This window comes from Streptomyces abyssalis (assembly GCF_001751365.1).
In the GTDB taxonomy this organism is placed as follows: Bacteria; Actinomycetota; Actinomycetes; order Streptomycetales; family Streptomycetaceae; genus Streptomyces; species Streptomyces abyssalis.
The window spans coordinates 50466-62153 of record NZ_LJGT01000038.1 but is presented as its reverse complement, the minus strand read 5'-3'; the positions used below and the strand labels follow the sequence as shown (position 1 = coordinate 62153).

Annotated in this window: 12 protein-coding genes; 9 read left to right on the top strand and 3 right to left on the bottom strand. The window is 71.8% G+C overall.

Annotation, left to right across the window (positions count from 1 at the left end; translation table 11 throughout):
• Positions 1–237 precede the first annotated feature (237 nt).
• Positions 238–651: an SsgA family sporulation/cell division regulator gene (locus tag AN215_RS07510; protein WP_070013361.1), complete on the bottom strand. Its 414-nt coding sequence runs from the start codon at positions 649–651 to the stop codon at positions 238–240.
• A 273-nt stretch (positions 652–924) separates the two neighbouring features.
• On the opposite strand from AN215_RS07510, the gene AN215_RS07505 reads away from it, so the two are divergent.
• The 5 genes from AN215_RS07505 (at position 925) to AN215_RS07485 (ending at position 7730) form a co-directional block, all read left to right on the top strand.
• Entirely contained in the window at positions 925–2181 is a 1257-nt protein-coding gene (locus AN215_RS07505; protein ID WP_070013362.1) for an energy-coupling factor ABC transporter permease, read from the top strand.
• A 1-nt stretch (position 2182) separates the two neighbouring features.
• Positions 2183–2944 (top strand): cobalt ECF transporter T component CbiQ, encoded by a 762-nt coding sequence (gene cbiQ, locus AN215_RS07500; protein ID WP_070013363.1) that lies wholly within the window; start codon positions 2183–2185, stop codon positions 2942–2944.
• On the top strand, positions 2932–3795 hold the full coding sequence (locus tag AN215_RS07495) for an energy-coupling factor ABC transporter ATP-binding protein (protein ID WP_079122805.1): 864 nt from the start codon (positions 2932–2934) through the stop codon (positions 3793–3795). The genes cbiQ and AN215_RS07495 overlap by 13 nt, the downstream gene beginning before the upstream one ends.
• A 74-nt stretch (positions 3796–3869) precedes the next feature.
• The gene (locus tag AN215_RS07490) at positions 3870–5201 is read left to right on the top strand and encodes a serine hydrolase domain-containing protein (protein ID WP_070013364.1); all 1332 of its coding nucleotides are present in this window, start codon (positions 3870–3872) and stop codon (positions 5199–5201) included.
• A 228-nt stretch (positions 5202–5429) separates the two neighbouring features.
• Positions 5430–7730 carry a glycosyltransferase gene (locus AN215_RS07485; RefSeq protein WP_070013366.1) on the top strand — a complete coding sequence of 767 codons (2301 nt, stop codon included), beginning with the start codon at positions 5430–5432 and terminating at the stop codon, positions 7728–7730.
• Here AN215_RS07485 and AN215_RS07480 read toward each other — a convergent pair.
• Positions 7690–8127 carry an ATP-binding protein gene (locus tag AN215_RS07480; RefSeq protein WP_070034926.1) on the bottom strand — a complete coding sequence of 146 codons (438 nt, stop codon included), beginning with the start codon at positions 8125–8127 and terminating at the stop codon, positions 7690–7692. The two genes, AN215_RS07485 and AN215_RS07480, sit on opposite strands and share 41 nt — an antisense overlap.
• 174 nt (positions 8128–8301) lie before the next feature.
• Here AN215_RS07480 and AN215_RS07475 point away from each other — a divergent pair, with 174 nt between their 5' ends.
• The 4 genes from AN215_RS07475 to AN215_RS07465 all read left to right on the top strand — a co-directional run bounded on the left by AN215_RS07475 (position 8302) and on the right by AN215_RS07465 (position 10691).
• Positions 8302–9183 carry a Sco1979 family transcriptional regulator gene (locus AN215_RS07475; protein ID WP_070013368.1) on the top strand — a complete coding sequence of 294 codons (882 nt, stop codon included), beginning with the start codon at positions 8302–8304 and terminating at the stop codon, positions 9181–9183.
• Entirely contained in the window at positions 9180–9314 is a 135-nt protein-coding gene (locus AN215_RS30615) for a DUF397 domain-containing protein (RefSeq protein WP_139140695.1), read from the top strand. The genes AN215_RS07475 and AN215_RS30615 overlap by 4 nt, the downstream gene beginning before the upstream one ends.
• 223 nt (positions 9315–9537) lie before the next feature.
• The gene (locus AN215_RS07470; protein WP_070013370.1) at positions 9538–10356 is read left to right on the top strand and encodes an SAM-dependent methyltransferase; all 819 of its coding nucleotides are present in this window, start codon (positions 9538–9540) and stop codon (positions 10354–10356) included.
• Positions 10353–10691, top strand: coding sequence for a hypothetical protein (locus tag AN215_RS07465; RefSeq protein WP_070013371.1), 339 nt, complete (start codon positions 10353–10355; stop codon positions 10689–10691). The genes AN215_RS07470 and AN215_RS07465 overlap by 4 nt, the downstream gene beginning before the upstream one ends.
• A 55-nt stretch (positions 10692–10746) precedes the next feature.
• On the opposite strand, the gene AN215_RS29755 is transcribed toward AN215_RS07465, so the two are convergent.
• On the bottom strand, positions 10747–11688 hold a 942-nt coding region (locus AN215_RS29755; RefSeq protein WP_171904152.1), incomplete at its 5' end, for an ATP-binding SpoIIE family protein phosphatase.

Sequence of the window (11688 nt, the reverse complement as noted above, 5' to 3'; positions counted from 1 at the left end):
CCAGACGGAGCCCGGGGGAGGGACGGGTGCTGCGTGCGGCTCCGGCACGTGACGGCGGCGGATCGTGACGCATGGCCATGAATGCCATGGTTCGAGCAGGTCCGCGTGGCGGCAACTCGTGAGCGGCGGCGGCATGAGAGCGGAAGGTTCCGGGAGTCCGGGCGAGGGCGGCGCCGGACGGGGCGTTCGGACGGCCGGGCAACGGCGGGAGGAGGGCCGTACGGCCGTAGGGGACGGTCAGACGCCGCGCAGCAGGGCGGCCAGGCCCATCTCCACGTCGGTCTCGCCGTGCTCCTGCCCGGCGGCGACCGCGTCGTAGGAACGCAGCAGGAAACTGCGCAGATCCCCGCTGTCGAACTCGACGACGGCGACGCCCTCCTTGGAGAGCAGTTCGATCACCGTGCGGGAGCCGTCACGCGGCCACACGTGCACATCGCCCTCTCCGGCGGGACCGTGCAGACCGGCGTCGAGCAGCTCACGGGCGAAGGCCCAGGCGACCTCCGCGCCGTCCAGGGACGCGTCGGCGGGGAAGACGATGCGGACGGCGAGCGGATCGGCGTCGTCGTAGCGGAGAACTGCGCTGAGTTCCCTGGTCGCGGGCGGTTCGGCGATGAGTCGGGCCGTCACGGGGTGATCGAAGACTGCGGACATCCTCTGCTCCTATGTCGTCGGGCGGCACCGGCCGCACCGCTCCGTGTAGCCCTTTCCCCCTGAGAGACGCTCGGGGAGGGCCGGGAGTCACCGGAAATGCAGGGTGAGGTGTGCCACAGGCTGCCCCGTTCCGGTCTCCTGTGAACACCGGGCCGCCTTCGGGCATTTCGAGCGACATGGGCGCTCTTGCAATCCATTTGCAGGAAGCCCCTATCATCGAACGGTTGTGTAGTGGCCGCAAGAGCAGGCCGAGCCGAGAAGCGGAGTGGCGTCATGCATGTGCCCGACGGATTCATCAACGCCCCTGTGTCCGTCGCCGCGGGCGCGGTCGCGGCGGGTGCGGTCGCGGTCTCGCTGCGCGGCGCGCGCCGCGAACTCGGCGGTGTGGCGGCCCTGGGGTCCCGCCGGGGGCAGGGGGACGGTGTGGGCGGTGAGCGTACGGCGCCCCTCGCCGGGCTCGTCGCGGCGTTCATCTTCGCCGTTCAGATGCTCAACTTCCCGGTCGCGGCGGGCACCAGCGGCCACCTGCTGGGAGGTGCGCTGGCCGCGATACTCGTCGGCCCCTATACGGGGGTGCTGTGCGTCTCCGTCGTACTGCTGATGCAAGGCGTGCTCTTCGCGGACGGCGGGCTGACCGCACTCGGCGTGAACATCCTGGTCATGGGCGTCGTCACGGTCCTCGTCGCCTACGGCATCCTGCGGGCGCTGCTGCGTGTCCTGCCCAACGGCAGGGGATCCGTCACCGGCGCCTCGTTCGCGGCGGCACTCGTCTCGGTGCCCGCGTCGGCGATCGCCTTCACCGGGCTGTACGCGGTCGGCGGCACCGCGGACGTCGAACTGGGCAAGGTCTTCGCCGCGATGACCGGTGTGCATGTGCTGATCGGCATCGGCGAGGCGCTGATCACGGCGGCCACGGTCGGCGCGGTGATCGCGGTGCGTCCCGATCTCGTGTACGGGGCGAGGGAGTTCGCCGCCCGGCCGCTCGAGGTCCGTACGACTCGGGTGGCGGCTCCGGGTGACGGCACGGTCCCGCGTCCGGCCGGTTCCCCCGCCGGTGCCGCGACCGGCTCCCCGGACGGGTCCGCGGCGGCGCCCGTCGGCGAAACCGCCGCGGCTTCCGCGGCCTCCGTGCGTCCCGACGGCCGTTCCGCCTCTCCCGCCCGCACCAACCGCGGTCTGTGGCTGGGCGGTATGGCCGCGACCGTGATCTGCGCGGGCGTCGTCAGCTTCTACGCGTCGGGCAGCCCGGACGGCCTGGAGAAGGTCGCCGCCGACAACGGGATCGACAAGAAGGCCGAGGATCACGCGGCCAAGGACTCACCCCTCGCGGACTACGGCGTCGGCGGCATCACGGACCCCCGTCTCTCCGGCGGACTCGCCGGCGTCATCGGCGCGGGGGCCACCCTCGCGGCGGGCAGCAGCGTCTTCTTCGCGGTGCGCCGCCGGCGGGAGGCGAACGCGCCGCAGGCCGCCGGGACCCCGAGCGGGGCGAGCGGCGCCGGCGGCCCGAGCGGGCAAGAAGCCGTCTGACATGGGTGCGGGCCATGCGCACAAGCTCTATCTGCACGGGCATTCCCCCGTGCACGCGCTGCCCCCGCACTGCAAGCTCGCCGCGGTCTTCTGCTTCGTGCTCGTCGTCGTCTCCACGCCGCGCGAGGCGATGTGGGCGTTCGCGCTGTACGCGGTGCTGCTCGCCGCCGTGGCCCGGGCCGGGCGGGTTCCGTACGGGCATCTGCTGAAGCGCATGCTGGTCGAAGTGCCGTTCGTGGCCTTCGCGTTGCTGATGCCGTTCGTGGCGCGGGGCCCCTACGTGGAAGTGCAGGGGATGTCGCTGTCCTCGTCGGGACTGTGGGGGGCCTGGAACATCCTCGCCAAGGGCACACTCGGCGTCGCCGCCTCGGTGCTGCTCGCCTCGACGACGGAACTGCGCGAACTCCTGCTCGGGCTGCAGCGGTTGAGGCTGCCGCCGCTGCTCGTGCAGATCGCCTCCTTCATGATCCGTTACGGCGACGTCATCGCGGACGAGATGCGCAGGATGCGCATCGCGCGTCTCTCACGTGGCTTCAGCGCGCGCGGCGTACGGCAGTGGGGCGTGCTGGCGAAGTCCGCGGGGGCGCTCTTCATCCGCTCCTACGAGCGAGGCGAGCGGGTCCATCTCGCCATGGTCAGCCGCGGCTACACGGGCACGATGCCCGTCATCGACGACGTGAACGCGACGCGCGCCCAGTGGACGGGGGCCGCGGCCCTCCCGCTCGCGGCGCTCGTGGTCTGCCTGATGGGATGGGCGCTGTGACAGGCGACAGCACGAGCGAGCACACACGCGGCGGCGCGAACGGCGCGGCGAGCCCTTCCGTACCGAGCCCTTCCGCACCGGGCCCTTCGCCCGCACCGCACCCGCCCTCCCTGCACGTGTCGGGGCTCGCCTACGCCTACCCCGACGGCCACCAGGCCCTGTTCGGCGTCGACTTGACCGTCCCGCGCGGTGAGCGCGTGGCGCTGCTGGGTCCCAACGGCGCGGGCAAGACCACACTCGTACTCCATCTCAACGGCATCCTGGAGGCGGGAGCCGGCTCCGTCACCGTCGCGGGGCTGCCGGTCGGCCCGGAGCATCTCGCGGAGATCCGCCGCCGGGTCGGCATCGTCTTCCAGGACCCGGACGACCAGCTGTTCATGCCGACCGTCCGGGAGGACGTCGCCTTCGGGCCCGCAACCGCCGGTCTGCGCGGCGCGGAACTGGCCTCACGCGTGCACGACGCTCTCGCCCGGGTCGGCATGGAGGGACATGCCGACCGTGCGCCGCACCACCTCTCGTTCGGGCAGCGCCGCCGCGTGGCCGTGGCCACGGTGCTGGCAATGCAGCCGGAGATCCTCGTACTGGACGAGCCGTCCTCGAACCTCGACCCGGCCTCACGGCGCGAACTGGCGGACATCCTCCAGCAGCTCGACGTGACGGTGCTGATGGTCACGCACGATCTGCCGTACGCGCTCCAGCTCTGCCCCCGCTCGGTCGTGCTGAGCGACGGAGTGATCGTCGCGGACGGCAGCACACAGGAACTCCTGTGTGACGAGGGCCTGTTGGCCGCGCACCGCCTGGAGCTGCCGTTCGGCTTCGACCCCGGCTCGGTGCGCGTCCCGCAGCGATAGCACCATGGACGGTGCACGGACGACGGCACGAGTGGACGGACGAGGGCGTGAAGGCTCGAAGCGCTGAGAACCCGGTGGACGTCCACGGCACGGTCGCGGACGGCTACGAACCGGTCCGGGAGGCCTTCGCGGCCAACTTCGCCGACCGTGGCGAGACCGGCGCTGCCCTGACCGTCCACAGGGCGGGGCGCATCGTCGTCGACCTGTGGGGCGGGCGCAAGAACACCGGGCGCGGGGCGGCCGAGGGCGGGAGGCACGCGAGGTCCGGGCAGGACGCGAAGTCCGGGAAGGACGCCGGGCTCTGGCAGGAGCAGACCGCAGCCGTTCTCCGTTCCGCCTCGAAGGGCCCCGCCGCCGCCGTGCTCCATCTGCTGCACCAGCGCGGCCAGTTGGACCTGGACGCGCCCGTAGCCACGTACTGGCCCGAGTTCAAGGCGAACGGCAAGGAACGCGTGCTCGTGCGGCACCTGCTCGCCCACCGCGCCGGCCTGCCCGCGCTCACGGAGCCGCTCACCCCCGCACAGGCCGTCGACGGCGTCAGCGGCCCGTCGGCGCTCGCCGCGCAGGCCCCGCTGTGGGAGCCGGGCACGGACCACGGCTACCACGCGCACACCTACGGCTGGCTCGTGGGCGAACTGGTGCGCCGTGCGACGGGACGCGGGCTGGGCCGCTGGTTCGCGGAGGAGGTCGCGCGCCCGCTCGGGCTGAGCCTGTGGTTCGGGCTTCCCGCCACGCCCGAAGTCCCGGACGGCGGAGTGGACTTGGCCCGCCTGACCGAAGTGCCCACCCCGGAGCCCCCGCCCGCTTCGGGCCTGCGTGTCCGGCCCAAGCGGTCCGTGACACAGGCGTACAGCGACCCGGCCTCACTCACCAGGCGCGCCTTCGACGCGGTCGCTCCCCGTCCCGACATGAACGACCCGGCCTGGCTCGCGGCCGGCCTCCCCGGCGGCGGGGGCGTCGCCACGGCCCGTTCGCTCTCATGCTTCTACGCGGCGCTCATCGGGCCCGTGGAGCCGCTGCCCGGCGGAGCCGCCACCGAGTCGCCGCACGCCGGCCGCCCGCCGAACGCACGCCGGGGGCGCGGGAACGCTGGCGGCGGACGGCTGTTCACACCTGCGACGCTGACGCAGGCACGCTCGCAGGAGTCGGGCGGCCCGGACCGTGTGCTGGTCGTGGGGTCCCGTTTCGGGCTCGGCTTCATGCTGCACGGGCCCGGGGCGCCGATGCTCGCGAAGGGGTCGTTCGGGCATCCCGGCAGCGGGGGTTCGCTGGCCTTCGCGGACCCGGAGTCCGGCACGGCCTTCGCGTACGTCACGGCGGCGATGCAGCGCTCGGTGACCTCGGACCCGCGTGCCCACGCGCTCGTACGGGCGCTGCGCACGTGCGTCTCCGCTTCCGGGCGCTAGGCCGGTTCTCCCGGATCACACCACGCTCACCTGTTCCGCCTGACAGGCCCAGGTTCCGTACGCCGCGGGCCGGTGACGGCGGTCACCGGCTCCGTGAGGCGCGCCCCCGGCCGCCGCCGACACGGATGGCTCACATCGCGGCACCGCGCCCGGACCGGTATACATGTGCCCATACCTTGCATAACGCCCTCCTCTTCGACCGTGGCGCGGTCAGGCATGGAGAGCGCCATGAAGATCGCGTTTCTGATCCACAGCATCTACGGCATCGGCGGCACCATCCGTGCGACTGCGAATCTCTCCAGTGCGCTCGCGGCACGCGGCCATGAGGTCGAGGTGGTCTCGGTGTACCGCGGTGCTCCCTCGCCGCAGCTGCCGATCAGCGGCGAGGTCGGGATCGCGCCGTTGATCGACGTGTGCAAGGACTCCGCCGGCTCCGAGCGGGACCACGAGCTGCAGCAGCAGCCCAGTGCGCTGCTGCCCGAACCAGAGGGGTCACTGCGCGTGTTCACCCGTTTGAGTGATATGAGGGTTGCGCGGTACCTGGAGACGACGGAGGCGGACGTCGTCGTCGCCACGCGGCCCGGTCTGCTGGTGTATCTCGCGGAAGCGGGCCGGGAACGCGACTTCCTGCGCATCGGTCAGGAACACATGACCCGCACCGCGCACGCACCCGCGGTGCGCGCGGCCCTGGACGCGGTGATAGGGGACATGGACGCCTATCTGACCGTCACCGAGCAGGACGCCGCCACGCACCGCGACAAGCTCCCACGGCTGCCCCGCGTGCTGGGCTGTCTCCCCAATCCCGTACACGCACCGCGGACCGAGCCGTCGCACGGTACGTCGAGGCTGATCGTCGCGGCGGGGCGGCTCGATCCGGGCAAGCGGTTCGATCTGCTCATCGGCGCCTTCGCGGCGCTCGCGGACGAACTGCCCGACTGGAGAGTGCGCATCTACGGCCGCGGCCCGGACCACGCGCGGCTGCGTGCGCTCATCGACGAGACAGAGCTCACCGACCGGGTCTTCCTGATGGGACCGAGAAACCCCATCGAGACGGAGTGGGCGAAGGCCTCGATCGCCGTGTCCGCTTCCGACGCCGAGTCGTTCGGCCTGACCATCATCGAGGCGATGCACAGCGGCGTGCCGGTGGTCTCCACCGACTGCCCCGTCGGCCCCCGGGAGATCATCGACGACGGCAGGGACGGCCTCCTGATTCCGGTGGGCGACCAGGAGGCGCTGGTCGACGCGCTGCGCACCCTCGCGACCGACCCCGGACTGCGCCGCTCCCTCAGCGCAGCCGCGCAGGAGACGCTGGAGCGGCACGCGCCGCGGAGCATCGCCATGCGGTTCGAGCAGGTCGTACGGGAACTGCGTCCCGAACTGGTCGACGGGCCGGCCGCCACGCCCCCGGCCGCGCCGGCAGCCGCCGCGCCGGCAGCCGCCGCGCCGGCAGCCGCCGCGCCGGAAGCCGCCGCGCCGGGAACCGCCTTGCCGGGAGCCGCCGCAGCGGGGCCGTCCCGCGGCACGCTGCGCGAGGCAGCCGCAAGGCCGCTGCGGCCCCTGCGTGACAGGCTCCGCCGCAAGCACGGACCCGAACCGACCGAATCGCCCGAACCGCCCGAACCGCCGGAACTCACAGCAGAGCACGGCCCGTTGGAGCCGCTGCGGCCCCAGGCGCACTGCAAGGTCACCGCCGACGGCGGCCTCCTGGTGAGCATCCCCCGTACCGGGGCGACAGGACGGGACCTCACGCTCGTCGCCCGGCTGCGGGGCGGCGACGGCCGCCCCGCCGAGGAACGCGTGGTGGTACGGCTCGAACACCCCGAGAGCGGCAACGGCCCGCTCACCGCCACGCTTCGCCGTGCGGAGCACAGGCTCGCCGAAGGCCGCTGGGATTTCCACGTCGAGCGCGCCGACGACGGCGAGCGAGCCCGCCTCGCCGCCGAACTCGTCGAGCAGGCACGGCTGTTGACGCTGCCGTTGACGGTGGCGCCGCACGACGAGGTCAGCGCCTGGGTTCCCTACGCGACCGCCGGCGGCGCACTCACGCTGCGCACCTGGCTGCGCCCCGCACACGCCGAACTCGGCCGGGTCCACATCACCCCCGACGCCCTCGTTCTCGACGCCACGCTGCACGGCACACGCGCCACCGCGACCCACCTCGTCGCCCAGCCGCCCGGGGGAGAGCCCGTCGCATTCGACGTCTCAGGGGCTCGGTTCACCTGCACCGTCCCCTACGCGGGCCTGCCGGAGCATCCCGGCACCTGGCACCTGAGCGTCCGGGCGGGCGACGGAGCGCTCATACCCGTCGGCCGGCTCGCGGGAGACAACGTGGACCGCAAGCGAACGGACGCCTTCCCGGCCCGGACTCACGGGAACCTGACCGTCCGGCCGGTCTTCGATCCGTCCAACAACCTGACGCTGCACGTCGAAGCGCCCGAGCCCACCGTGAGCGCCCGACCGTGGGCAACCGCGAAGCGTTCGTCCCGGCTCAGCTCTGCAGCCGGGCCCAGACCGCGCTTCCGCGCGTGACCGGGGAGACCGTCACGCCCCAGCACTCCGCGAGCGCCTCGACGATGTGCAGCCCGCGGCCCGACTCCTTCTCCGCGTTCGGTGCACGGCGCTGCGGCGCGCGGCTGCTGGTGTCGTCGTCGTGGACCTCCAGCCGGACGCCGTCGTACGGGCAGTAGGAGACCGCGCACACGATCCAGGCGCTGTCGGTGTGCTTCACCGCGTTGGTGACCAACTCGGAGAGAACGAGGGCTGCTTGCTCGCGTAAATCGGCTGTGGCACCTCGGCGGCCGAGCCAGCGGTCCATCGCGTGGCGGACCCGGGGGACGCTGACGTCCTCGGCCGGGAGCCGCAGCGCGTGTGAATCCGTGCCGGAGACGGACGAGGGGCGCGGTGAGGGCTGGTGCGTGGGGGGCACGCTCAAGGGGAGCACAGGCTCACTATGGTCGCTGCGGTCTTCAACCCGCAAGCTTCTGTCTGATAATTTCAGAGTGAAGACGCAGTGAAGCGGCCCGAGTTGGCCAACCCGGGCCGGCCAACCGAGGTAGGTTCGGGCGAGACGATCGGCACCCCGGTCCCGGGAGGTGATGGCGTGACCGACGCACTGCCGACCGGTTCGAGTGCTCCGACGGTGCTGCGCATCATTCTCGGCAAGCGGCTCAAGGAACTGCGCGAGGCCGCCGGCATCCGGCTCGACGCAGCCGCGAAGGCGCTGAGCGTCAACCACCTGACGATCAGACGGATGGAGAACGCTCAGGTCGGCCTCAAAGTCCCGTACGTCAAAGAGCTGTTGAGGTTCTACGACGTGGGCGAGGCGGAGGTCGCCGAGTTCATCGCCATGGCCGAGCGCGCGAACGCGCCCGGCTGGTGGTATCCCTTCCGCGACGCCCTGCCGGACTGGTTCCGCGCGTACGTCAGCCTGGAGAACGACGCGGAGGTCATCCGGGTCTACGAACCCCACTACGTGACCGGGCTGCTGCAGACCCGGGACTACGCCCGTGCGGTCATCGGTGCCGGATTCCCCCACGAGCCGGAGGAGTCGCTGGAGCAGCGCGTCGATCTGCGCCTGCGCAGGCAGGAGTTGCTGGAACGCGACGACGCACCGACGTTGTGGGTGGTGCTGGAGGAGGCGGCGCTCCGGCGCGAGGTGGGCGGCCCGGCCGTCATGCGGGGGCAGCTGGACCGGCTGGCCGAGGCCGTGGAACTGCCGAACGTCACGCTGCGGATCGTGCCGCTCGCCGCGGGCCCGCATCCCGGGACGGGCGGCCACGTGACCTATTTCCGTTTCCGCGAACGGGAGTTGCAGGACATCGTCTACACAGAGGTCGGGCTGACCAGCGCGGTCTATCTGGACCAGAGGCCCGACGTGGTCACTCATCTGGAGGCGCTCACACGCGTATCGCTGCTGGCCGCCGACCATGTGCCCGACCCGCGCACCTATCTGGGAAACCTTCGCAAGGAGTTCGACAGATGACCCTCAACGGACGGGTGGCACTTCGCCGGTCCACGGACCCGGACGGCCCCGCCCTGCTTTACTCGGCACACGGGACGACCGACTTCAACGAGGCGGCCGAGCCGGGTGGCGCCGGCTTCCGCACCAGCTGACCGCCGGCGGCCGAACTGCCCTGGCTCCTCCCACAGTTCGCCACCTGCACGGACGCACCACCTGCACGGACGCACCACCCGCACCGACGCACCACCCGCACCGACGCACCATCCCCTCAGTTCCACCGACCACACGGACCGGCCAGCGGGGAAGTACTTCGCCGTGTGCCTCCCCGCCGGCCTCGTACGGCAGCCGCCCCCATTCGGCAGAAGAGGATGACCGATGACCACGCCCGGCAAGCCGGAGATCGACACCAGCAGGCCGCACTCGGCCCGGATGTACGACTACTACCTGGGCGGCAAGGACTGGTATCCCGTCGACGAGGAAGCAGCCGAAAGAGTCCTTCAGGTCTGCCCGCAGATCCGGCGCACCGCGGAGACCAACCGGGCGTTCATGCACCGGGCGACGCGCACCCTCGCCGCCGAGCACGGCATCCGCCAGTTCGTCGACATCGGCACCGGCATCCCCACCTCGCCCAACCTCCACCAGGTCGCCCAGGAGGCGGCCCCCGACTCGCGGGTGGTGTACGCGGACCACGACGCCACCGTGCTGGAGTACGCACACGTCCTGATGCGGAGCACACCCGAGGGCCGCACCGCCTACATCAACGCCGACGTGCGCGAGGACGCGATACTGGACTCGCCGCGGCTGCGCGAGGTCATCGACCTGGACGAGCCGGTCGCCCTGTCGCTCGTCGCCCTCCTCCACTTCGTCCCCGACGACCGCAAGCCGTACGAGATAGTCAGCGGCCTTCTGGACCAGCTCGCCTCCGGCAGCTTCCTGGTGCTCAGCCACTGCACCGCCGACTTCGACGCTGCCGCCTGGATGGGCGTGAAGAAGATCTACGACGCGGGCGGCACCGCCGTGCAGCTGCGGAGCAAGGAAGAGGTCGAGCGCTTCTTCGACGGGCTGGAGCTGATCGACCCGCAGGTGACCGCCGCGCACGACTGGCGTCCCGAAGAGCCCGTCGAAGTCACGGGCGAGGAGGCCGAGTTGCTCCGCAGCGCCGCCCTGTACGCGGCAGTCGGGAGGAAGCCGTGAGCGCACCCCTCCGGAACGAGAACTCCGGGCAAGGCGGCTCCGGCGCCGCTCCCAGGCCGACCGAGCATCAGATGCGCATGGCGCGCATCCGCGCGGCCGCCACGGGGGAGTCGCTCTCGCAGGTGCTGTCGGTGTTCATGGGCGCGGGCCGCCACGGCGAGGAGGCCGGAGCGCCGCCCACCGGGCCGGAAGCCCCGCTCGCGGCAGACCCGTCGGACCCTTCAGACCCGGCGGCCACGGACGCCGAGGCCCCCGAGCAGCTCGCCCCCGTGATTCCGCTGACCCGTGAGGCCCGTGGCGACGCTGCCGCGGAGCCTCATCAGGACGACACCTGAGCAGAACCGGGCACACGCCAAGGGCATGTCCGGTTCGACTGCCGCACGGTGACGGTCAGTCGGCGGGTGTCTCCGGCGCCGTCTGCTCCGCCCAGATGACCTTGCCGTCCTCGGTGTAGCGCGTGCCCCAGCGCTCGGCCACCTGTGCGACGAGGAAGAGGCCGCGTCCGCCTTCGTCCATGGTGGCGGCGTAGCGCAGGTGCGGTGAGGTGCTGCTGTGGTCGAAGACCTCGCAGATGAGCGTGCGGTCGCGGATGAGCCGTACGTTGATGGGCCCGGCGCCGTGACGCATCGCGTTGGTGAGCAGCTCGCTGAGGATCAGCTCCGTGGTCTCCACGAGGTCCTCCAGGCCCCATTCCGTGAGCCGTTCGGACACATCGGAACGCACACGGCGGACTGCGGCCGGGTCGGATTCCACTTCCCACTCCGCGACCTGCCCGGCCCCCAGCACCCGCGTACGCGCGACGAGCAGCGCGATGTCGTCGCTCTGCAGTTCCGGCAGCAGTGCGTCGAGCACGGCTTCGCAGGTCTCCTCGGGTGAGTGCTCCGGGTACGCCAGCGTCTCGCTGAGCAGCCGGAGCCCGGTGTCGATGTCCTGGTCGCGGCGCTCGACGAGCCCGTCGGTGAACAGGACGAGCCTGCTGCCCTCGGGCAGTTCCAACTCGGTGGACTCGAAGGGCAGTCCGCCGATCCCCAGCGGCAGCCCGGCCGGTACGTCCAGGAACTCGACGGTGCCGTCGGGCCGTACGAGCGCCGGCGCCGGATGCCCGGCCCTTGCCATGACGCAGTTGCGGGTCACCGAGTCGTAGATCGCGTACAGGCAGGTGGCGCCGGCGATGGTGGTCCTGTCGTCGGCTGCGACGGCGTCCTGTTCGAGGCGCGTCACCAACTCGTCGAGGTGGCCGAGGAGTTCGTCGGGGGGAAGGTCGAGGGAGGAGAAGTTGTGCACGGCGGTGCGCAGCCGTCCCATGGTGGCGGCGGCGTGCAGTCCGTGTCC